The 20,328-nt window shown below is 69.7% G+C and carries 21 protein-coding genes and 1 tRNA gene; 10 read left to right on the top strand and 12 right to left on the bottom strand.

The window, feature by feature from the left end:
* The first annotated feature begins 24 nt into the window (after nt 1–24).
* The 3 genes from TBR22_RS14250 (at nt 25) to TBR22_RS14240 (ending at nt 2,563) form a co-directional block, all read left to right on the top strand.
* Nucleotides 25–1,383: a sulfatase gene (locus TBR22_RS14250; RefSeq protein ID WP_239488508.1), complete on the top strand. Its 1,359-nt coding sequence runs from the start codon at nt 25–27 to the stop codon at nt 1,381–1,383.
* A 170-nt stretch (nt 1,384–1,553) separates the two neighbouring features.
* The gene (locus TBR22_RS14245; RefSeq protein ID WP_239488507.1) at nt 1,554–2,339 is read left to right on the top strand and encodes a BON domain-containing protein; all 786 of its coding nucleotides are present in this window, start codon (nt 1,554–1,556) and stop codon (nt 2,337–2,339) included.
* Complete coding sequence (locus TBR22_RS14240; protein ID WP_239488506.1) at nt 2,336–2,563, top strand: CsbD family protein; 228 nt, start codon at nt 2,336–2,338, stop codon at nt 2,561–2,563. Before TBR22_RS14245 ends, TBR22_RS14240 begins: the two co-directional genes overlap by 4 nt.
* A gap of 111 nt (nt 2,564–2,674) precedes the next feature.
* On the opposite strand, the gene TBR22_RS14235 is transcribed toward TBR22_RS14240, so the two are convergent.
* Genes TBR22_RS14235 through TBR22_RS14225 form a run of 3 tightly spaced genes read right to left on the bottom strand, consistent with a single transcriptional unit; the run spans nt 2,675 to nt 4,873 of the window.
* Nucleotides 2,675–2,896 carry a hypothetical protein gene (locus tag TBR22_RS14235; RefSeq protein ID WP_239488505.1) on the bottom strand — a complete coding sequence of 74 codons (222 nt, stop codon included), beginning with the start codon at nt 2,894–2,896 and terminating at the stop codon, nt 2,675–2,677.
* 49 nt (nt 2,897–2,945) lie between these two features.
* A complete protein-coding gene (locus TBR22_RS14230) occupies nt 2,946–3,488 on the bottom strand; it encodes a PAS domain-containing protein (protein WP_239488504.1) in 543 nt (180 codons plus the stop codon).
* Nucleotides 3,485–4,873: a sigma-54 dependent transcriptional regulator gene (locus TBR22_RS14225; RefSeq protein ID WP_239488503.1), complete on the bottom strand. Its 1,389-nt coding sequence runs from the start codon at nt 4,871–4,873 to the stop codon at nt 3,485–3,487. The genes TBR22_RS14230 and TBR22_RS14225 overlap by 4 nt, the downstream gene beginning before the upstream one ends.
* Before the next feature lie 274 nt (nt 4,874–5,147).
* Here TBR22_RS14225 and TBR22_RS14220 point away from each other — a divergent pair, with 274 nt between their 5' ends.
* The 3 genes from TBR22_RS14220 (at nt 5,148) to TBR22_RS26935 (ending at nt 6,955) form a co-directional block, all read left to right on the top strand.
* Entirely contained in the window at nt 5,148–5,606 is a 459-nt protein-coding gene (locus TBR22_RS14220; RefSeq protein ID WP_239488502.1) for a DUF3592 domain-containing protein, read from the top strand.
* Nucleotides 5,607–5,803: 197 nt separating this feature from the next.
* Nucleotides 5,804–6,559, top strand: coding sequence for a hypothetical protein (locus TBR22_RS14215; protein WP_239488501.1), 756 nt, complete (start codon nt 5,804–5,806; stop codon nt 6,557–6,559).
* A gap of 105 nt (nt 6,560–6,664) precedes the next feature.
* Nucleotides 6,665–6,955 carry an alpha/beta fold hydrolase gene (locus tag TBR22_RS26935; protein ID WP_370651344.1) on the top strand — a complete coding sequence of 97 codons (291 nt, stop codon included), beginning with the start codon at nt 6,665–6,667 and terminating at the stop codon, nt 6,953–6,955.
* A gap of 45 nt (nt 6,956–7,000) precedes the next feature.
* Here TBR22_RS26935 and TBR22_RS14210 read toward each other — a convergent pair whose 3' ends face one another.
* Nucleotides 7,001–7,480, bottom strand: a complete 480-nt coding sequence (locus TBR22_RS14210) for a hypothetical protein (RefSeq protein WP_239488500.1) — start codon at nt 7,478–7,480, stop codon at nt 7,001–7,003.
* Nucleotides 7,481–7,637: 157 nt separating this feature from the next.
* Nucleotides 7,638–7,711, bottom strand: a tRNA-Gly gene (locus tag TBR22_RS14205).
* 249 nt (nt 7,712–7,960) lie between these two features.
* Between TBR22_RS14205 and TBR22_RS14200 the strand changes: the two genes are divergently transcribed.
* The 3 genes from TBR22_RS14200 (at nt 7,961) to TBR22_RS14190 (ending at nt 13,236) form a co-directional block, all read left to right on the top strand.
* Nucleotides 7,961–11,662, top strand: coding sequence for an alpha-amylase family glycosyl hydrolase (locus TBR22_RS14200; protein ID WP_239488499.1), 3,702 nt, complete (start codon nt 7,961–7,963; stop codon nt 11,660–11,662).
* Entirely contained in the window at nt 11,659–12,009 is a 351-nt protein-coding gene (locus TBR22_RS14195) for a CBM20 domain-containing protein (RefSeq protein WP_239488498.1), read from the top strand. The genes TBR22_RS14200 and TBR22_RS14195 overlap by 4 nt, the downstream gene beginning before the upstream one ends.
* A gap of 330 nt (nt 12,010–12,339) precedes the next feature.
* Nucleotides 12,340–13,236: a hypothetical protein gene (locus TBR22_RS14190; protein WP_239488497.1), complete on the top strand. Its 897-nt coding sequence runs from the start codon at nt 12,340–12,342 to the stop codon at nt 13,234–13,236.
* 199 nt (nt 13,237–13,435) lie between these two features.
* On the opposite strand, the gene TBR22_RS14185 is transcribed toward TBR22_RS14190, so the two are convergent.
* Both TBR22_RS14185 and TBR22_RS14180 read right to left on the bottom strand, forming a co-directional pair.
* Nucleotides 13,436–14,803 (bottom strand): phosphomannomutase/phosphoglucomutase, encoded by a 1,368-nt coding sequence (locus TBR22_RS14185; protein ID WP_239488496.1) that lies wholly within the window; start codon nt 14,801–14,803, stop codon nt 13,436–13,438.
* 61 nt (nt 14,804–14,864) lie between these two features.
* Nucleotides 14,865–15,917: a sugar phosphate nucleotidyltransferase gene (locus TBR22_RS14180; protein WP_239488495.1), complete on the bottom strand. Its 1,053-nt coding sequence runs from the start codon at nt 15,915–15,917 to the stop codon at nt 14,865–14,867.
* A gap of 68 nt (nt 15,918–15,985) precedes the next feature.
* Here TBR22_RS14180 and pgsA point away from each other — a divergent pair, with 68 nt between their 5' ends.
* Nucleotides 15,986–16,546, top strand: a complete 561-nt coding sequence (gene pgsA / locus TBR22_RS14175) for a CDP-diacylglycerol--glycerol-3-phosphate 3-phosphatidyltransferase (RefSeq protein ID WP_239488494.1) — start codon at nt 15,986–15,988, stop codon at nt 16,544–16,546.
* Nucleotides 16,547–16,568: 22 nt separating this feature from the next.
* Here pgsA and TBR22_RS14170 read toward each other — a convergent pair whose 3' ends face one another.
* The 5 genes from TBR22_RS14170 to TBR22_RS14150 are packed head-to-tail and all read right to left on the bottom strand — an operon-like array spanning nt 16,569 to nt 20,278.
* On the bottom strand, nt 16,569–17,552 hold the full coding sequence (locus TBR22_RS14170) for an outer membrane protein assembly factor BamD (protein ID WP_239488493.1): 984 nt from the start codon (nt 17,550–17,552) through the stop codon (nt 16,569–16,571).
* Nucleotides 17,528–18,469 (bottom strand): NAD-dependent epimerase/dehydratase family protein, encoded by a 942-nt coding sequence (locus tag TBR22_RS14165; RefSeq protein ID WP_239488492.1) that lies wholly within the window; start codon nt 18,467–18,469, stop codon nt 17,528–17,530. Before TBR22_RS14165 ends, TBR22_RS14170 begins: the two co-directional genes overlap by 25 nt.
* Nucleotides 18,466–18,867, bottom strand: coding sequence for a thioesterase family protein (locus tag TBR22_RS14160; RefSeq protein ID WP_239488491.1), 402 nt, complete (start codon nt 18,865–18,867; stop codon nt 18,466–18,468). Before TBR22_RS14160 ends, TBR22_RS14165 begins: the two co-directional genes overlap by 4 nt.
* A complete protein-coding gene (rpe, locus tag TBR22_RS14155) occupies nt 18,864–19,541 on the bottom strand; it encodes a ribulose-phosphate 3-epimerase (protein ID WP_370651529.1) in 678 nt (225 codons plus the stop codon). The genes TBR22_RS14160 and rpe overlap by 4 nt, the downstream gene beginning before the upstream one ends.
* A gap of 2 nt (nt 19,542–19,543) precedes the next feature.
* Nucleotides 19,544–20,278, bottom strand: a complete 735-nt coding sequence (locus TBR22_RS14150) for a PASTA domain-containing protein (protein ID WP_239488489.1) — start codon at nt 20,276–20,278, stop codon at nt 19,544–19,546.
* Between the last annotated feature and the right edge of the window lie 50 nt (nt 20,279–20,328).

Genomic DNA, 20,328 nt, shown 5'->3' with positions numbered 1-20,328 from the left:
CGCCGCATGATAGCCTGCCCAGCCGTGAGACGACGCCACAGCCTCCGACTCGCGCTCACCGTCGTCCTGGCCACGCTCGCCCTGGCCGTCCCCTCGGGCCAGTCCGGACGGTCGCCGGCCATGGCCCGCCCCCACGTCCTGCTGATCGTCGCCGACGACCTCGGCATCGGCGAGGTCTCCGCGTACGGCGCCACCGACGTGCGGACGCCGTCGATCGATCGGCTGGGTCGCGAGGGCGTGCGCTTCACCAGCGCGTACGCCAATGCGCCGGTGTGCTCGCCGACCCGCGCCGCGCTGATGACCGGCCAGCACCCCCCGATGGTCGGCGTGCCCGGCGTGATCCGCACCGACCCGGCCAACTCCTGGGGGGCGTTGCGGCGCGACCTGCGCCTGCTGCCGGAGGCACTGCGCGCGGTCGGCTATCGCACCGCCGCCGTGGGGAAGTGGCACCTCGGGCTCGAGCCCGGTGACCACCCGATGGATCGCGGCTTCGACGCGTTCACGGGCTTCCTGGGCGACATGATGGACGACTACGTCACCCATCGTCGTCACGGCATCAACTACATGCGCGACGGCCGCGACGCCATCGACCCGGCGGGCCACGCGACCGACCTGTTCACGCGCTGGGCGGTCGAGGCCGTGGACCGGCACGATCCCCGCTCGCCGCTCTTCCTCTACCTGGCCTACAACGCCCCGCACGTGCCGATCCAGCCGACGGCAGCATCGCTGGCCGAGGTGCGCGCGCGCATCCCCGGGATTGCCGAGCCGCGAGCGAAGTTGCTGGCCCTGGTCGAGCACATGGATGCCGGCATCGGCCAGGTGGTGGCGGCGCTCGAGCGCAAGCGGATGCTCGACGACACGCTCGTGATCTTCACCAGCGACAACGGCGGGGAAGTGCCGGCCGGCGCCACCAACAACGGGCTGCGCGGCGGCAAGCCGACGCTCCACGAAGGCGGGCTGCGGATCCCGACCGTGGTGCGATGGCCGCACGCGGCGTTCGCCGGACGCAGCGAGGGCACGCCCATCCAGTCGATGGATCTCGCCCCGACGATTGCGGGCGTGGCGCAAGCCGTGCTCGGCCCGGACGTCGCCGGGCGCGACCTGCGGCCTCTCCTGGCAGGCGCGCCGTGGGCTCCGCGTGATCTGCTGTTCAGCATCCGCGAAGGCCCGCGCCTCGGCGGCCAGGCCGTGTACGCGATGCGGCGTGGGGCGTGGACACTGGTCCAGCATCGCCCGCGCGCCCCGTTCGAGCTGTTCAACCTCGACGATGACCCGCTCCAGAAGGTGGACCGCAGCGGCGACGTCAATACGCCGCAGCGCGCCATGGTCGAGTCGCTGCAGTCGTTCATCGCTCGCGCTGAAGCGGTCCCGTACAGGCGCTGACGATCGCGGCGTGTATGCGCCGCGTACACGCGGCGCGAAGTTGCCGCGCCGCTGCCCTGATTTCGACTGTCGGGCCCGGCTGCGCGGCATTCCCGCCGCTGGTCCGGTCCTTGCTCTCCCTTTCGACACGTGTTTCGTCGGGCCTCCGCCCGACGCGAAAGGAGAAGCTGATGAGTCGGAACTTCATTCCGTGCCTCGGCCTCGCGCTGGGGGCCGCCATGATCGCCGGCACGCCAGCGATGGCCAGTGGCGCCGTCACGGCGGCGGTGATCCAGCAGGCGCAGGGAACGCAACGGGCTTCGGCCGACGCCAGCGATGACGTCGCGGATCGGGTCGAACAGCGCTGGTCGGCGGACAAGACGCTCGCCGACGCGGACCTGCAGGCGCGCATGGACGGCACGCGCCTGGTGATCGAGGGCGAGGTCGCCACGGCCGCGCAGCGACAGACGGCCGAGCGCCTGGCCAAGGGCGTCAAGGGCGTCTCGAGCATCGACAACCAGATCGCCATTCGCATGACGGCGGCCGGGACGTCGGCCAGTGAGGGCACCAAGGGATCGGTGCTCGCGGGCGACGTGAAGGATACGGCGCGCAAGGCGGGTGACAAGACCGAGGACGCGCTCGAGAAGACGGGTAGTGCCATCGGTGACGCCGCCGAGGCGACCAAGGACGCCGTGGTGACCGGCGCGAAGAAGACCCGCGACGTGGTGACGGCGACGCCCGAGAAGGTCGACGAGACCTGGATCACCAGCAAGATCGCCGGGAAGATCAACGCCGACGACGCGCTCGAGAACGTGGACGTCGACGTGAAGGTGAAGAAGAACGTCGTCACGATCACCGGCGACGTGCCGTCGCCCGAGCTGCGCGATCGCGTGCTCCGCATCGCCCGCGAGACCGAGGGCGTGAACCGGGTGGTCGACCAGATGACGGTGCGCCGCGCGCCGGAGCGCCAGCCATGAACCGCGCCACTGCCGAGGTGAAGTGGAAGGTGCTGCGCACCCGCATCAAGGAGACGTGGGGCGAGTTGACCGACGACGACCTCGACCGGTTCGACGGGCAGCGCGACAAGTTCGTCGGGCACATCCAGGAGCGGTACGGGATGTCGCGGGCCGACGTGGAGCGTCGGCTCCAGGAGATTGACGAGGCCGAGGGCAGCAGTTGGGGAGGTACCGCCCGCGGCTGACCTGCATGCAGTGCGGTGAGACGCACTGTCGGGCCGGGCAACAATCGGGGCGGGCCTGGACAGCCCGCCCCGCGGCGTTTCGATCCCGGTGGCGCCGAGCGCTGGGTGCGGTCAGTGCTGACTGGGGCGGACGTAGAGTCCGCGCGACGTGCGATGCAGGAAGTGCCGATCGACCAGCACTTCGAGCAGTTGTTCGCACTGCCGCGCATCGAGGTGCCACAGCCTGGCCGCTTGCGACGCGCTGAGCGACAGCCCGGGCATCTCGAGGTACTCGCCGACGACGCGCTGCAGCGCCTCGGGTCTGTTGAAAGACGGGTGGGCACGCTGGTTCATGCCGCCGCTCAGGAGCAAGCGGAATGCCACGTGCCCGCGAGCGCCGCGCCTACTCGGTCATCCGCTTGATGATCACCGCCTGTTGCCGCGCGTTGGCGGCGATCGCCTTGAGCCCTCGCTCCAGGACGTCGGGTCCCGCGTCGCCCGCACTCAGCAAGTCGGACCAGCCGAGAATCGCGTTCAGGGGCCCGCGCAGTTCGTGCGCCCACTTCGACATCGCGATGGTCGCGGGCGCGGCGGCGGGTTGAGGCGTGATCGTGTGGATGACGCCGAGCACGGCGCCGTCCTCGCTCGTCCATTCCGCGCTCGTATCCACGACCGGCACCGGCTCGCTCGCGTCGGTGACCAGGCGATAACCGACGGCACTGCCCGGTGCGGAAGTCGCGAGGCCGGCCCGGTCGTCGGGATGGACGAACCGCAGCCAGCCCTCCCCGACGTTGGCGTCGAGCGAACTGCCCGTCAGTGTCCGCCAGGCGCGGTTGACGTAGGTGACGCCCGTCGTCGGCGTCCACACACGCACCATGGCGGCGAGGTGGTCGAGCATCCGTTGGCAGGTCTCGTCGACGGCAGGGTGTCGCGAGGGGAGGTTCATGCCGTGGCCGCTTCTTCCTGCGGCGCCATCAGGCCGTACTTGCGCATCTTCGCGTACAGGGTGGGGCGATAGACGCCGAGGATGTCGGCCGCCGCGCGCTTGTTGCCGCGCGTGTAGGCCAGCGTCCGCACGATGGCCGCGCGTTCGACGTCCTCCAGGGTGCAGAGCGGGCTGGTGTCGTCGACCGTCGATCCGGAGCGGAACGACTCGGGCAGGTGACGCAGCTGGATCTCGCGTCCCGTCGCGACGATCACCGCGTGCTCCACCACGTGCTCGAGTTCACGGACGTTGCCGCGCCACACGTGCTTCATGAGCCGCTGCAGCACCGACGGGTGGTAGCGCACGACCTCACGCTCGTACTTCTCGGCGTAGCGCTGCAGGAACAACTGGGCGAGCACCGGGATGTCCTCGCGGCGTTCGCGCAGCGGCGGGATGTCGAGGACGACGGTGTTGATCCGGAAGTAGAGGTCCTCGCGGAAGCGATTGTCGGCCATCAACGTCTCGAGCCGCGCGTTGGTCGCACAGATGAGGCGGAAGTCCGGGGTGGTCATGCGCGTCTCGCCGAGGCGGCGCACCTGCTTCTCCTGCAGGACGCGCAGCAGCTTGACCTGCGCGTTGGCGGGCATCTCGCCGATTTCGTCGAGCAGCAGGGTGCCGCGATCGGCCGACTCGATCAGGCCCCGCTTGTCGGCCAGAGCGCCCGTGAAGGCGCCGCGCTTGTGCCCGAAGAGCTCGGACTCGAAGAGCTCGCCGGGAATGGCGCCGCAGTTGATCTTGATGATCGGCCCGCTGGCGCGAGGACTGCGCTCGTGGACCGCGTCGGCGACCAGCTCCTTGCCGGTGCCGTTCTCGCCGCGGATGAGGACCGACGCGTCGGTCGGCGCCACCAGCTGGATGAGGTCGAACAGGCGGCGCATCGACGGCGAGGTGCCGACAATGCGTCCGAGGCCGTCGCGGCGCTCGACGTTGAGGCGCAGGCGAGTCGCCTCGGCGTGCAGTTGGCGGTGCGCCAGGGCCTTGTCGAGCAGGGCGTCGAGGACGGCGAACTCCACCGGCTTCTCGACGAAGTTGAACGCGCCCTCGCGCATCGCCTCGACGGCCAGCGACACGCTGCCGTGGCCGGTCAGCATGATGACCTCGACCATGGGATCGGCCGTCTTCAGCTGGCGCAGCACCTCGAGCCCGCTCTGGTCAGGCAGCTCGTGGTCGAGCAGGACGACGTCTGGCCGGTGAGTGGTGAAGGAGGCCAGGGCCGACTGCCCGTCGGTGGCGACGGTCACCTCGTATTGCTTGCGTTCCAGGGCCAGCTTGAGCCACTCGTGGGTCTCGGGCTGGTCGTCGACATGCAGGATGCGTGCGGCCGGCATGGTGTCACGTGCGGTCATGCGGGGCTCCCGGGCCGAGTCGACCCTTGCCAAGGGGAAACCTTGGTGTGTTCAAAATTTGAACACAGTGCTGTGGATTACGGCCAGCGGTCTGGCGGAGTGTAAACATCGCCAATGGGGATGTGTCTCGATTTGACGCGGCCGGAAAGAGACGGCGTGAATTGCTGCTGCCTGAACGCATTGATTCATTGCACATGCCGTGCCGTGGTCGGGCCTGGTTGGCAACCCCGGCCGGCGACGCCGCCCCGGGGGCTCACCTTGCTATGCTGCGCGGATGGCAGCAGGTGGCCGGAGTGTCGTCGGGACGGTGCTGGTGCTGGTGGCAATCGCGCTGTTCGCCGTCGGCTGGCGGCTCACCGAGACCGACCGCTTCTTCCTGCTGCAGGCGGCGCGAACGACCGGCCAGGTGGTCGCGCACGAGTCCTACGTGCGCGAGGCCAAGAAAGTGGAGCAGCGGTACCGCCTGGTCGTGGCCTTCACGACCCCGGATGGGCAACGCGTCCGTTTTCGCAGCGTGTCGAGCTACGGGCGCCCTCCCTACGCGGTCGGCGAGGCGGTCCCGGTCCGGTACGATGCGAGCCAGCCGATGCGCGCCCGCGTGGACCGGCGCATCGAGTTCCTCGCGCCCGTCCTCATCTGGCTCGGCGGCGTGCTGTTGCTGGGGGGCACCGGAGTTGCGGTGGCGGTGTTCGGGCCCCGGGATGCCCGTGGCACCTCTCGCACCCGGCGATAGAAGAGGGCTCAAGGCTCAGGGCTCAGGTCCTGACACAACCGTCGGGCCGCGGGCCGACGCGGCCCATCCCGTTCGCGGCTCAGGGCCGAGACTCCACACCGGTAGGGCCGGGTGTCCCACCCGGCCGTTCTCTGCCGTTACGGCTCGTGGCGGAAATCGGCTTTCGCCTGTAGCCGCCCTAACGCTAGAGTCAGGGGATGCGCTTGCTCATCCGTCCGTGCCTGGTCGTGGCGCTCGGCGCCCTGTCGCTGGCCTCGACCGCCATTGCCCAGCCGCCCCCGCCAAAGGCCGAACGGGTCGCGTTCGCGGCCGGCGCCTCGTCGGCGGCGATCAAGGGGCAGTTGAAGGGTGACGAGACCATCGACTACGTGGTCAAGGCGGCGGCCGGCCAGACGATCACCGTCACCCTGGCGCCGACCAACAAGTCGACCTCGTTCAACGTGCTGCCGCCGGGCAGCGCCGACGCGGCCATGTACGTCTCCGATGGCGCGGCCTCGTACAAGGGCCGCCTGCCTGCCGACGGCGACTACAAGGTGCGCGTCTACCTGATCAGGGCGATCGCCCGTCGGGGGGCAGCCACCAGCTATGCGCTGACGATCGGCGTGACCGGCGCGCCGTTGCGTCCGCTCGCCTCGTCGGCCGATGCGCTCGTGCCGGGCACGCATCGCCACGCGGAAGCCTCGATCCCGTGCGTGGCCAATCCGTACGACACCGACAAGACGCCCAAGCCGTGCAAGGCCGGCGTGATTCGTCGGGGCCGTGACGGCACGGCCACCGTGGAGATCGAACTCGGCACGGCCGGCGTCCGGAACATCCTGTTCGAGAAGGGCAAGCCGACGGCGTCGGACGCCAGCGAGGCCATGTCGGTCGAGCGGAAGGGCGACACGACGATCGTCACGTTCCCGTCGGGCGAGCGCCACGAGATCCCCGACGCGTTGGTCACGGGCGGCTGAACGTCGCTGCCGGTCCTGCTGCTGTGTCGGGAATCGGCGAAGGGGTGGAGCGGGCTCCCGTCGGTCGGAGGAGCGTGGTCCGAAACACTTGCGAAAGGCGGATGCATGCCGCTCTTCGTCGCAGGGCTCGTCACTCTTGCGTCCGCGGCGGGTGCCGTGCATCTGCTGGCCAGGGGCGTCGTACAGGTGCCCTGCACCGTGGTTGTCGGCACGCTGGACAGAACGTCTCCGCCCGTACACGCCGATGCGCTCGTTGAGGGCATCCGGGGAGCGCGACTGCATCGTATCGAAGGGGTGGGGCACGCACCCAACTTTGAAGCGCCTGACGCCGTTGCCGAGTTGATCAGGGCGGCGTCGGCCAAGGCAGCGCCCGGGCATCCATCGGTGCCCTCCTGAGCGGCGCAGACTTCGGCCCGTCCCACACGTGCTGCTCGAACCTCGTCACGCTCTCGGCGCCGATTGCCGAGTGCCGAACGTCGCCAACCCGAACTGGAAGTTCTTGCAGCGCGTGTGGTGCGGGGGCAGGCCGTTGTAGCCGTCAGGCACGGGAGGAATGGGCAGCGCCCTGGCGTTCGTCACTTCGACCGTGTAGCCGTTGTACGTCGTCGCTGACGTCGTCGAGCCCTCCTCGTACCGGACAGGCAGATGGAGGTTCCGGTACTTCCGCTGGTCTTCCGGTCCCATCGCCACGCCGCAGATGTAGACGATCGGTGACACGTCCAGGAGGTCGAGGATGATGTCCACGCCACTGGAGGCATTGCGAGAGTGGAAGTTCGGCGCGCGGAGCCCCTTGAAGCAGCACTGGCAATGCGTCTCGGGGATGAAGCCCTTCACGTAGAAGGCCCAGATCAAGGAGAACCCTTGCACCCGCCCTGGCGGGAAGGCGGGGTGGGAGAAGCGGAGGATGATGGCGTCGGCCACGGCGATACCCCTGTCAGATGTCCACGTCCACGACAATGCACCTGGCCGAGGGCGGACGTGAGCCTGCGATCCGCCTGCTGACTGATCCGTTCGCGATGGAGAAATCGGGGAACAGCCCGGTTGGCAAGCTGTAGGTCGTTGATGCAGCGTGGGTTGGTGGAGCGGGCTACGGGAATCGAACCCGTCTAGCTGGCTTGGGAAGCCAGAGCATTACCACTATGCTAAGCCCGCACGCGCGGGAACCTTCAGTATTGTCCCCGGAACTCCGCAGAAGTCAACCGGCGCGGCTCGCCCTGGCCCCGGGGCATCCCACGCCGCCGAACCCGCCCCGGCCGCCCGCTCCCGGGCCACTCGCTCGAGGCGAGCACGCTTGACCCCGCCCGGAGAGACCGAACGACCGTCGCTGTCCTCGTGTGCGGCCTGCTGGCCGCCGTACGTCTGGCTCCGCCCCTCCTCGCGGGGAGTCCGGCGCCCACCTCGGTGACCATCGCCGGCAACCTCCAGTCGGAGCTGGGATGCCCGGGTGACTGGCAGCCCGAATGCGCCGTCACCGCCCTGACGTACGACGCCGGCGACGACGTGTGGCAGGGGACGTTCACGGTGCCTGCGGGCGCCCACGAGTTCAAGGCGGCACTGAACGGCTCCTGGGACGAGAGCTACGGCGGGCCCGGCGGCGCGAACATCCAGCTCCCGCTCGCCAGCGCCGCGAGCGTGAAGTTCTACTACGACCACAAGTCGCACTGGGTCACGACCAATCGCACCAGCGTGATCGCCGTCGTGGCCGGCAGCCACCAGTCCGAGCTGGGCTGCGGCTCTGACTGGGACCCGGGATGCCTGCGGTCGTGGCTGCAGGACCCCGAGGGCGACGGCACCTACACCTTCACCGCCACGGGCGTGCCGGCCGGGGCGTACGAAGCAAAGGTCGCCATCAACGAGGGCTGGGACGAGAACTACGGCGCGGGTGGCGCCCTCAACGGCGCGAACGTCGCCTTCACGGTGGGCGCCAGTGGCGTCGCGATCTTCTCGTACGACTCGGTCACGCACGTGCTGACGGTGAGCGGCGGGGCGCCCCTACCCGACAACACCGTGCAGTGGGACGGCCTGCTGCACGACTCGCGCGACACCCTGTATCGATCCCCGGGCGGCGCCGTGCCGGCCGGAACTCGCGTCACCCTCCGCTTCCGCACCTACCACGCCGACGTGACAGCGGTCACGCTGCGGGTCTACGACACCGATGCCGGCGCCGAACAGGTGCTGCCCATGCAGGTGGTCGCCAGCGACGTGCCCTGCTCGCCATCGTCCACCAGCAGTCCCGGGTGCGACTTGTGGGAGGCGACCGTCCAGCGGGGGCAGCCCGAGACCCTCTGGTACCGCTTCATCGTGTCCGACGGCACCGACACGGCCTACTACGCCGACCATCCGTCGCTCGATGGCGGACGCGGGATTGTGAGCGACGACATCCTGGACTACAGCTACGCGCTGTTGTTCCACGTGCCCGGATTCACCGTCCCGAGTTGGGCGCCCGGTGCGGTCATCTACCAGATCTTCCCGGACCGCTTCCGCAACGGGCGCGCCAACAACGACCTGCGCACCGGAAGCGCGCGCTACGCCGATCCGGTGCTCGCGCTCGACTGGCAGACCCTGCCCGAAGGCTACTGCCGGAACTACGCCGATGCCGCGACCAACTGCCCGTGGCGTTTCGATCCCGCGCCGCCGAGCTGGAGTCCGCTGGTCGAGATGCCGCGCGGGCGCGACTACTTCGGCGGCGATCTCCGCGGGATCGACCAGCAGGTCGAGTACCTGCAGGCCCTCGGCGTGAACACGCTCTACCTCAACCCGATCTTCGACGCCGCGTCCAACCACGGCTACGACACGCAGGACTACCTGCGCATCGACCCGGCCCTTGGCACGGCCAAGGACTGGGAGAACCTCGTCAAGCGCACCCAGCAGCGCGGCATGCGGCTGCTGCTCGACGGCGTCTTCAATCACGTGTCGTCCGACGGATCCTGGTTCGACCGGTACCGGCGCTACCAGAGGGTCGGCGCCTGCGAATCCGGCGCCTCTCCCTTCCGTCCCTGGTTCTACTTCAGGCCGGCGAGCGAACCCGGCCCGTGCGCGCCGTCGTCTCCGGGAGGCAACGACACCGCTTACGCCGGCTGGTTCGGCTTCGACAGCCTGCCGGTGCTGAACAAGTCCGTGCCGGCCGTGCACGCCTTCTTCCTGACAGGGCAGGGCAGCGTGGCTCGCCAGTGGCTGCGACAGGGCGCCGCCGGCTGGCGCCTCGACGTCATGGGCGACACGTCGTTCCCGGCGGGCTACTGGGAAGCGTTTCGCAGCGCCGTGAAGGACACCCGAGCGGACGCGCTCATCATCGGCGAGCTCTGGCAGAAGGACTCGGTGCTGCTGCGGCACCTGCGCGGCGACACGGCCGATGCCACGATGAACTATCGGCTGCGCGACGCCGTGCTCGGGTTGCTCGCGCCGCAACCGTTCGATGCCAAGGGGTTCCCGGACAGCGGGCGGCGGCTGCTGCCGTCGGAGTTCGCGGCACGGCTCGAGTCCATCCGCGAGAACTATCCCACCGCGTCGTACTTCGCGCTGATGAACCTGCTGGATAGCCACGACACCGAACGCGCGCTCTGGACGCTGACGCCGGGTGCGGAAACGGCCGCCGACAAGGAATGGAACCCGGCCAATCTCGCGGTGGGGAAGCGGAACTTCGCGCTGGCGTCCATGATCCAGTTCTTCATGCCGGGGGCGCCGACCGTGTACTACGGCGACGAGGTGGGCGTGACCGGCGACGACGATCCCGATGATCGGCGCACGTACCCGTGGCCGGATCTCGGCGGCACGCCCGACCTCGACCTGTTCGGACACTACCAATCCCTCATCGCCGTCCGCCGGCAGTCCGCGGCCCTGATCGCCGGCGACCTGCGCACGCTGCTCGCCGATGACGCCAACGATCTCGTGGCACTCGGGCGTCGCACCGACGCGCACGCGGCAGCGTTGCTGATCAACCGCGGCGACACGCCATGGACGTTCGCGGTGCCGATGAGCGGGTTCGTGCCGGAAGGCACCTCCTTCCACGTCGCGCATGGCGTCGGCGCGGCGCCGGGGGCCACGGTGTCGGTCGAGGGCCTGGCGCTCACGGTCGACGTGCCCGCGCAGGGCGCGCTGCTGCTGCTCACGGGAGCGATCGACCTGACGCCGCCCCCGCCCGCCACGGACCTCCGTGTCACTGCCGAGCAGGACGGCCGCGTCTCCCTCGCCTGGAGTGCCGTGCCTGGGGCGGCGGCGTACGTCGTCCATCGCAGTCCGGTGAGTGGCGGCGGCTTCACCCCGGTGTCGACTGCCCTGGGTACGACGACGTTCACCGATACCGGGCTTCGCAACGGCACGCCGTACTACTACGTGGTCCGCACCCTCGACGAGGTGGGCAACGAGGGGGCCTCGTCCAACGAGGTGCGTGCCATGCCGCGCCTGTCGATCGGGTGGGCCAACCTGCAGTGGCCGCCGACGATCACGCACACGATCAGTGCCGTGACCCGCACGTCCAGTGTGTACGGGCAGGCCTGGATCGACGGCGTGACCAACCAGCCCGGCCCCACGCCGTCGCTGCGGGCACAACTCGGATACGGCCCCTCGGGGAGTGATCCCGCGGCCGGCGCGTGGACGTGGGTGGATGCCGCCTTCCACACCGATGCGGGCAACAACGACGAGTTCGTGGCGAGCCTGTTGCCCGAGGCGACCGGGGCGTTCGATTACGCCTATCGCTACAGCACCACGAATGGCGGCGAGTGGATCTACGCCGACCTCGACGGTACGGGCAACGGCTACGCACCGGCGTCGGCAGGGAAGCTCACCGTCCAGGCGAGTAGCGACACGACGGCGCCGGCCACGCCGGCAGGCGTGAGCGTGGTGGGGCCACCGCCTCGAGCATCAGCCTCGCATGGTCGATGGGACCAGCTGATCCGTCGCTGTACGGTTACGAGATCCTGCGGGCGTCCACCAGCGGTGGACCGTATGTGCCGGTGGCCCTGGTGGCCGGCGCCACGAGCTACACGGATACGGCGGTCACTGCCGGGGCGACCTTCTACTACGTGCTTCGTGCGGTCGACCTGTCGTTCAACCGCTCGGCCATGTCTGCCGAGGTCGCCGCGAAGGCCCAGGCGCGGACGGTGACCGTCACATTCACGGTCACCGTTCCCTCGACCACCGAGGCCACCGGTCGGCAGGTGTACATCGCCGGCTCCCTCAATCGGCTCGACGGCGGGCTGCCGGAATGGAACCCCGGCGGTGTGGTGCTGTCGCGCCTGAACGCCACCACATGGCGGATCACCCTCACGGGCACGGAAGGGACGGCGCTGGAGTACAAGTACACGCTCGGCACCTGGGAGTACACCGAGAAGGACGACTCGTGTGCCGAGCTCCCGAACCGTCAGCTGACGCTGACCTATGGAAGCTCTGGCGTCCAGTCGTGGAACGACACCGTGATGCAGTGGCGCAACGTCGCGCCCTGCGGCAACTGAGGCGGGTTGCCGATGAGCGGCGTGCTCCGGTCCGGGCACGCCGCCATCTCGCGGTCGAGCCGGGCCGGGCCATCCCGGCGGCTGATACCTGACGCCACCGCAAGGCCGGGTTGCGCGCCCGCCTGTGTCGCTTTGAACGCGCCTGTAGGCCCGAGCTACAGGTTTTCTGCCGTTTCTTCGCTGTTTTCCCTTGCCGGTCGATTCCAGACGCGGTCCGCTTCTTGCCTCTCCTTGATGGCATGAGGCGGGCACGGGCTCGCCGTGAACCGCACCCCGGCCACGCCTCGCGTGAGTCGGAGCGTCAACCGGGCAAGACGGAGGAACGAAGCAATGAAGCGCACATTCCAGTGGGTGACGATGTTCACCGTGGCGGCGAGCATGACGGCGGCGGCCCAGCAGGCCGGCTCGTCGAGCACCTCGGCTACCTCGTCGTCGCAGCAAGCGGGGCAGAAGATCACCGTGCAGGGCTGTCTGCAGGCCGGCGGCGGCGCGGGCGCCTCGACCAGCAGCGGCACGTCCACCTACGGCAGCACCGGCAGCACCGGGTCGACCGGAGCCACCGGCTCGACCGGGTCCACCGGGAGCAGCACCACCGGCAGCACCAGCACCGGGAGCAGCGGCACCACCGGCTCGAGCGGCACGACGTCGTCCGGGACGCAGGGCGCCACCAGCCAGACCGGCCAGGCCGGCCAGGCCAACTACGGCGCCTCGGGCGCGGCGGCCAGCGGCGGCATGTACGTGCTCCGCGTGACCGATGGCTCGGGCAGCTCGCGCACCGGCATGCCGAGCGCGACCGGCGGGCAATCCGACGCGCGTTCGGCCGCCGGGCAGCAGGGCGGGCGCATGTACCACCTGATGGCCGATGGCTCGACCAACCTGGCGGCCCACGTCGGCCACCAGATCGAGGTGACCGGCACGTTGACCGGCCACGGCACCATGGGTCTCCACTCGGGCTCGGGCACGACGGGCAGCTCCGGCACGACCGGCAGCGGCGCGGCGGGCGCGGGCAGCGGCAGCTCGGGCTACACCGGTCAGGGCACGTCGGGTAGCGGCAGCACGGGCAGCGGCGCGGCCGGCGGCACGGGCAGCACGAGCGGCACCACGACGGGCAGCACGACCGGCAGCACGTCGTCCATGGGCTCGATGTCCGGCATGGCCGGTCAGGGCGACATGGCCGGAATGCTCCGCGTGACCAACGTCAAGATGATCGCGGCGACCTGCAAGTAGGCGTGGGGAACGGGAAAGGGCCCGCCCTGGCAGCAGCCGTGGGCGGGCCCTCATGTGTCTAGGCTCGGCAGTCGGCAGTCGGCAGTCGGCAGTCGGGAGTCGGGAGTCGGGAGTCGGGAGTCGGGAGTCGGGAGTCGGAGGCGGCAGCTGCGAGCGGCCGTCGACTGCCGACCCGCCGACTGCCCACTGCCGGCGGATGTCAGCCCCTGATGATGCCCAGGATCTCGTCGCGACGCTGCTCCATGATCGCCTGCGTCACGCCCTCGAGGTTGAGGCGGAGCAGCGGCTCGGTGTTGGACTTGCGCACGTTGAAGTGCCAGTCCGGGTACTCCACCGACACGCCGTCCAGGTGGTACACGTGGGCGTCCTTGTACTTCTCGCCGAGCAGCGCGATCTTCTCGTCGGCCAGTTCCATCGTCGCCAGCTTCGTGTTGATCTCGCCGGAGATGAAGTACTTCTCGCGCAGCGGCGCGAGCAGCTCGGCCAACGTCTTGCCCTTGCGCGACATCAGCTCCAGGATCAACAGCACCGGAATGAAGCCGTTGTCGGCGTAGAAGTTGTCGCGGAAGTAGTAGTGCCCCGTGACCTCGCCGCCGAAGATCGCGTTCTCGGCGCGCATGCGCTGCTTGATGAACGCATGACCCACGCGGCTCATGATCGCCGTCCCGCCGTACTGCCCGACGATGTCCTTCACGGCGTAGCTGGCACGGACGTCGTAGATGATCTTCTCGCCCGGGAACTTCAGCAGGAACGCCTCGGCGAGGAGCGCGGTGACGAAGTCGCCCGACACGAACTCGCCGGTCCCGTCGATGAAGAAGCAGCGGTCAGCGTCGCCGTCCCAGGCGATGCCGATGTCGGCCTTCTGCTCGAGCACCGTGCGGGTGGCCGTGCGGCGGTTCTCCTCGATGAGCGGGTTGGACTCGTGGTGGGGGAACGTGCCGTCCACCTCCATCGCCACGTGCGTCGTCCGGCAGGGGAGCCGCGCGAAGATCCGCGGACCGACGAGCCCGCCCATGCCGCTGCCGGCGTCGAGCACGCAGTTGAACGGCTTGATGATCGACGGGTCGATGAACCGGAAGATGTGCGCGAGGTAGTCGTCGAGCACGTCGCCGCGCTCGTAGCCGCCGATCGTCGGCGTCGACGGCGGCAGCTCGCGGGCCATGATCATCTCGCGGATTTCCTTGAGGCCCTGCTCGCCGCTGAGCGGCTTGGCGCCCTTCTCCACGAGCTTGATGCCGTTGTATTCCTTCGGGTTGTGCGACGCGGTGATCTGCGCGCCGCCGTCCAGCCCGTCGCGGCACACCGCGAAGTACATCACGTCGGTCGGCATCATTCCGTAATCGACGACGTCGCAGCCCTGCTGGCGCGCGCCCTCGATGAACGCGTCGGCCAGGCCGGGCGACGAAGTGCGCATGTCGCGCGTGACCGCGATGCGCTTCGCCTTCAGGTAGGTCACGAACGCGCCGCCGATGTCATGGGCGGCGGTCTCGTTGACCTCCGACGGATAGAGGCCCCGCACGTCGTAGGCCTTGAAGATCGAGGGGTTGACGACGTTCACGTCTGCCATGCGACTGTCCCGGCGCGCCGGGACCCGCGGGCCCGGCGCGCGAAAGCCCCGGGGCGGGGCGTCAGAGCTTGCTGAAGTCGGTGACGGTGCTGCGATCGCCGAGCATCCGGCCCTCGCTCAGCACGGTGTTGCGCCCGACGTGGCAGTTGCGGCCGACCAGCGCGCCGTCGAGGCTCGACTCGGCGCCCACGACCGTGTTGGCCCACACCACCGAGTCGCGCACCTGCGCCTGGTCGTCCACCTGGCACTGGCGACCGAGGACCGCGTACGGGCCGAGGCGCGCGCCGCGCCTGACCACCACGCCCTCGTCGAGGAAGCAGGGCCCCTCGATCTGCACGTCGTCTTCCAGGCGGGCGCCGAGGTCCACCACGCCGCCCGGCGCATCGAGGAACGGGGCAGCCTGGTAGCGACCGTCCATGATGTCGCGGTGCACCTGCCGGTACTTCTCGGGCGTGCCGATGTCGATCCAGTAGCCGTCGTTGACGTACGCCACGAACGTCTCGCCGTTGGCCACCAGCGACGGGAAGTACTGGCGCTCGATCGAGTAGTTCTCGTTGGCCGGGATGCGATCGAGCGTCTCTGGCTCGAGCACGTAGATGCCGGCGTTGATCGTGTTGCAGGTGATCTCGTCGGCCTTCGGCTTCTCGAGGAAACGCCTGACGTTGCCCTCGGCGTCGGTCTCCACCAGGCCGTACGCGCTGGGGTTGTCCACCGGCGTCAGCACGATCGTCGCCTTCGCCTTGCGCTCGCGGTGCCGCGCGATCACGGCCTGCAGGTCGATCTGCTGCAGCACGTCGCCGTTGAGCACGATGACCGAGTCCTGGACCGTCTGGGCCGAGAACTTGATGGCCCCGCCGGTGCCGAGCGGCTGCGGCTCCACGGCGTAAGAAATCTTGATCCCGAGCGCCTCGCCGTCGCCGAAGGTCTCCTCGATGCGCCTCGGCTGGTAGTTGAGGCTCAGGATCACCTCGGTGATCTCCGGCACCCGACGCAGCTGGTCCAGCTGGTACATCAGGAACGGCCGGTTGAAGATCGGGACGATGGGCTTGGGGGTGTTCAGCGTGAGGGGACGGAGGCGCGTGCCCTTGCCTCCGGCCAGCAGGATGGCCTTCATGTCAGCCCGACATCATACCGCACGCATCGGGGCGCACAGCCCGACGGGTACAATGGCGCCGCCCGCCCATGCTGAACCTCCCGAACATCCTCTCGGCCGTGCGGATCGTGCTCGTGCCGATCCTGGTCGTGGTGATGCTCACGCCTCCGCGCAGCTGGGAGTGGACCGGGCTGGGGCACAACTGGCTGGGGGCGCTGATCTTCGGCCTGGCCTCGCTGACCGACCTCGCCGACGGCTGGCTCGCCAGGCGCAATCGCCAGGTGACGGCGCTGGGCCAGTGGCTCGATCCGCTCGCCGACAAGCTCCTCGTGCTCGGCGCGCTCATCTCGCTCGTGCAGCTCGAACGCGCGCCGGCCTGGATGGTCACCATCCTGGTCGGCCGTGAGCTCGCGGTGACGGGGCTGCGCAGCGTCGCCACGGCGCGGGGCGTCGCCATGCCGGCCTCCGACCTCGGCAAGCGCAAGATGGCCGCGCAGGTCACCGCGATTCTCGGATTGCTGTTGGCGCCGAGCGTGCCGTTCCCCTTGAACTGGGTGGGCACCGTCGCGCTGTGGGTGATGCTGGCGCTGGCGATCTGGTCGGCGGTGGACTACTACCGACGCTTCAGCGCGGTGCTGAAGAACGACTGACGGCGCGGTCGGAGACCGCGCCCTACCCGCGAGGGACGGGCTTGGCGTCGACGCCGGAGGCCGGCGGCGGCGTGCCCGGCTTGACCACCGGCGTCGTGGTGGTGCCCTGGGCCGGCGGCGTCACCACACCCGACGCTCCGGGGGCTGCGGGCGCTCCAGGGGCGGCCGTCGGGCTGCCCTCGGTGCCGGGCGTACGCTGCGCCAGCGTCGTCTTGACCTGCTCCCGCAGCGCCGCGCCCTTGACGAGGAACTCGCTCTCGATGAATTCCTCCTCCAGCTTGTCCAGCAAGGGGAGGGCCTCCGCCTCGAGCCTGACGGTCACCAGGGCCTCGGCCAGGTAGTAGTACACCGCGTCGCGGCCGGTGAACTGCGGGTCTTCCTGCAGGACCTGGCGGAAGCGCGAGATGGCGCCGGGGTACCAGCGGGCCCGGTGGTAGAAGTAGCCCACCTTGTAAATCGACTCGCTGAGGCGGTCGCGCGCGATCCGTTCCTTTTCCTGGACGTCGGGCATCAACGGGCTGTTGGGGTAGCGGGTGCGGAAGGCCTCGAACTGCTCCAGCGCCGCCCTGGTCTCGGTCTGGTCGCGCTCGGCCTTCGGCATCTGCTCGAAGTGCGTCATCGCCAGCTTGAACTGCGCGTAGTCGGCCTTCTGGTGGGTCGGGAAGTACGACAGGAACTCCTGGAACTCGCGCTCGGCGCGCAGCTTGCCCTCGGTGGTGCCGTCGTTGAGGTACGCGTCGCCGAGCCCCAGCTTGGCGTCGGCGCGCAGCGGGCTCTGCGGGTAGCCGTCCACCAACTGCTGGAAGTACTCGCGGGCCGTGAACCACTTGCGGTCGGTCATCGAGGCCTGGCCCTGCTCGTACAAGTACTTGTCGGGCTCGGTGACCCCGGTGGGGATGTTGCCGCGCTTGGTGGCGCACGCGCCGGCCATCACCGCGAGGCCGAGCACCACTGCCAGCCGGAGACGTGCCATCACCATCGTCATGCGCGTTCGGTCCGTAGCCATGCGTATTCTTCTGTCAGTCCCTGCTCGAGCGTCACCGACGGGACGAAGCCGAGGTCGGCCCTCGCCCGGCTCGTGTCCGCGTACGTGTCGCGCATGTCGCCCTTCTGGGGCGGCTGCTGGTCGATCTCCACGGCGCGCCCGACGAGGCGCCCGATGATCTCGAACACCTGGTTGACGGTCACCCGCGACCCGCCGCCGATGTTGTACACGCGGCCCGGTGCGCCGAGGGTGGCCGCCGCGACCGTGGCGGTCACCGCATCGGCCACGTACGTGAAATCCCGCGTCTGCTCGCCGTCGCCGAAGCGCGTGAGCGGCTTGCCTGCCATGGCGGCCGTGAGGAAGCGATGGAACCCCATGTCGGGCCGCTGGCGGGGGCCGTACACGGTGAAATAGCGCAACGCCGTGAACGGCAGCCCATGGTTGGCAAAGTACAGGTGCCCGAGGTGCTCGGCGGCCAGCTTCGACACCCCGTACGGGGAGAGCGGCTGCAAGCGCTGATCCTCCCGCATCGGGATCGGGGCCTCGTCGCCGTACACCGAAGACGTCGAGGCATAGACGAAGCGCTCGAGCGGCCGGCCGGCGCACTCCTCGAGCAGCCGTTGCGTCGCGGCGATGTTGTTGCTCACGTAGACGCTGAAGTCGCGGCCCCAGCTCTTGCGGACGCCGGCCTGCGCGGCCAGGTGGAAGACGTGGGTGACGCCGTCGAGCAGGGCCGCCAGGTCGGTGTCGAGCAGGTCGTCCTCGACCAGTTCGAAGCGCGCCGACTGGCGTGCCCCGGCAAGGTTCGTCTCCTTGAGCGCGCGCGGGTAGTAGTCCGTGAAGCAATCGATGCCGACCACGTCGGCGCCCTGCGCCAGCAGGCGGTCGGTCAGCGTCGAGCCGATGAAGCCCGCCGCGCCGGTCACGAGTGCCCTCACGAGAAGATCTCCCTCAACGCCACCGGCAGGCGGCAGGGCCGCCCGTCGCGGTTGACGGGTACGTGCATCGTCCGGGCCGTCGCCAGCACGCGGGCGTCCTCCAGCCGGACCAGCTCATAGGTGAACTCGACCCGAAGCGCGCTCGCCATGCGGCCCGTCGTCCGGATCTCCAACTCGTCATCGTACCGCGCCGGGTGCAGGTACGTGCAAGTGGCCTCGATGACGGGCAGGCTCACGCCGTCGGCTTCGAGAGCCTTGTAGCTCCAGCCGAGCTGTCGCAGCAGCTCGACGCGGCCGACCTCGAACCAGGCGAAGTAGTTGCCGTGGTAGACCACCCCCATCTGGTCGGTCTCGGCATAGCGGACGCGGATGCGGGCAGCGCCCGCCACCCGGCTCATCGCGCGCCGCGCGCCTGCCAGCCACGCGTGCCGGCGGCCCGCAGGTCGGCCATCGCCGCGGCGGGATCGGCGGCGGCGAACACGGCCGCGCCAGCCACCAGCACGTCGCCTCCCGCGGCGACCACGGCTTCGGCCCGACCGGGATCGACCCCGCCGTCGACGGTGATCAGGGCCTGGCTCCCCGCCCGATCCAGGAAGTCGCGCAGCCGGCGCAGCCGGTCGTAGCTCCGCTCGATGAACGCCTGCCCGCCAAAGCCCGGGTTGACCGACATGAGGATGACGATGTCGAGGTCGGGCGCGATCTCGGCGAGCGTGTCGAGGGAGGTGGCCGGGTTGATCGCCACGCCCGGCCGAGCGCCCAGCTGCCGGATCCGATGCACCAACCGGTGCAGGTGGTCGGTGGCCTCCACGTGTACCGAGAGGGACGCCGCGCCGGCCTCCACGAACTGATCCACGTACCTTTCCGGCTCGACGATCATCAGGTGCACGTCGAGGGGCACCGGCGACACCCGCTTCAGGGCCGCGACGACGGGCAGGCCGATGCTGATGTTGGGCACGAAGCGGCCGTCCATCACGTCGACGTGAATCCAGTCGGCGCCGGCCGCCGCCACCTTCCGCACGTCTTCGCCGAGCGCGGCGAAGTCGGCGCTCAACACCGACGGCGCGAGACGCACGCTCACCGGCTGACCTCCAGGGAAATGGCGTCGCCGGGCGCAATCTGGAAGCCGCCGAGCGGCGACTGTCGCAGGACGATGCCGGGGGGAACGCCGGGGTAGGGCTGCTCGGCCACCAGCGCCACGCGGAAGCCCCGCACCCGCAGCACTTCCGCGGCCCGCTGGGCGTTGACGCCGATCAGGTCGGGCATGACGTAGGTGGCACCCCGCTCGCCGCGGTTGACCAGCAACGACACGGTGTCGGCCGCGGCGCCGGGCGCCGGGTTCTGCGACACGACGATGCCGGCGGGGAAGGCCGAGGAGCGGATGGCGGCGAGACCCCGGATGCCGACCCCCTCACTCTCGAGGCGCAGCTGCGCGGTGCGCTCAGTGAGGCCGGTCACGGCGGGCACGCGGCTCACGGTCGGCCCGGCACTCAACCACACCTTCACGCTGCGCGGGCGACGAGCGGTGCTGCCCGACACGGGATCCTGCGCGAGGATGAGGCCTGCCGGTACCTTCGGGTCGGAGCGCCGCGACTCTTCGACCTTGAGCGGCAGGCCGAGTTCGGTGAGCGAGGAACTGGCCTGGTTGACGGTGCGCCCACGCAGGTCGGGCACGCGCACGTCGCGCGTCCGCAGCGCGAGCCGCATCGCCATGCCGAACGAGACGGCGTACGTCAGCCCGAGCAAGGCCAGCAGCACGAGCAACTTGCCCGCGCCCCAGACCCGTCCGGTGAACCCTCGACCCGATTCCATCAGCACACCATTCTAGTCGGCAGTCGGCAGTGGGCAGTCGGCAGTCGGCA

It is taken from the genome of Luteitalea sp. TBR-22 (assembly GCF_016865485.1).
GTDB lineage: Bacteria > Acidobacteriota > Vicinamibacteria > Vicinamibacterales > Vicinamibacteraceae > Luteitalea.
The sequence above is the reverse complement of the archived record's forward strand: the minus strand, read 5'-3'. Positions and strand labels throughout refer to the sequence as shown.

What these genes read in the sequence shown, in the direction of transcription:
- TBR22_RS14225 (WP_239488503.1), bottom strand. Translation starts at nt 4,873, where the DNA reads ATGACCGCACGTGACACCATGCCGGCCGCACGCATCCTGCATGTCGAC.
- TBR22_RS14220 (WP_239488502.1), top strand. Translation starts at nt 5,148, where the DNA reads ATGGCAGCAGGTGGCCGGAGTGTCGTCGGGACGGTGCTGGTGCTGGTG.
- TBR22_RS14190 (WP_239488497.1), top strand. Translation starts at nt 12,340, where the DNA reads ATGAAGCGCACATTCCAGTGGGTGACGATGTTCACCGTGGCGGCGAGC.
- TBR22_RS14240 (WP_239488506.1), top strand. Translation starts at nt 2,336, where the DNA reads ATGAACCGCGCCACTGCCGAGGTGAAGTGGAAGGTGCTGCGCACCCGC.
- TBR22_RS14215 (WP_239488501.1), top strand. Translation starts at nt 5,804, where the DNA reads ATGCGCTTGCTCATCCGTCCGTGCCTGGTCGTGGCGCTCGGCGCCCTG.
- TBR22_RS14235 (WP_239488505.1), bottom strand. Translation starts at nt 2,896, where the DNA reads ATGAACCAGCGTGCCCACCCGTCTTTCAACAGACCCGAGGCGCTGCAG.
- TBR22_RS14245 (WP_239488507.1), top strand. Translation starts at nt 1,554, where the DNA reads ATGAGTCGGAACTTCATTCCGTGCCTCGGCCTCGCGCTGGGGGCCGCC.
- TBR22_RS14185 (WP_239488496.1), bottom strand. Translation starts at nt 14,803, where the DNA reads ATGGCAGACGTGAACGTCGTCAACCCCTCGATCTTCAAGGCCTACGAC.
- TBR22_RS14150 (WP_239488489.1), bottom strand. Translation starts at nt 20,278, where the DNA reads ATGGAATCGGGTCGAGGGTTCACCGGACGGGTCTGGGGCGCGGGCAAG.
- TBR22_RS14170 (WP_239488493.1), bottom strand. Translation starts at nt 17,552, where the DNA reads ATGGCTACGGACCGAACGCGCATGACGATGGTGATGGCACGTCTCCGG.
- TBR22_RS26935 (WP_370651344.1), top strand. Translation starts at nt 6,665, where the DNA reads ATGCCGCTCTTCGTCGCAGGGCTCGTCACTCTTGCGTCCGCGGCGGGT.
- TBR22_RS14230 (WP_239488504.1), bottom strand. Translation starts at nt 3,488, where the DNA reads ATGAACCTCCCCTCGCGACACCCTGCCGTCGACGAGACCTGCCAACGG.
- pgsA (WP_239488494.1), top strand. Translation starts at nt 15,986, where the DNA reads ATGCTGAACCTCCCGAACATCCTCTCGGCCGTGCGGATCGTGCTCGTG.
- TBR22_RS14160 (WP_239488491.1), bottom strand. Translation starts at nt 18,867, where the DNA reads ATGAGCCGGGTGGCGGGCGCTGCCCGCATCCGCGTCCGCTATGCCGAG.
- TBR22_RS14180 (WP_239488495.1), bottom strand. Translation starts at nt 15,917, where the DNA reads ATGAAGGCCATCCTGCTGGCCGGAGGCAAGGGCACGCGCCTCCGTCCC.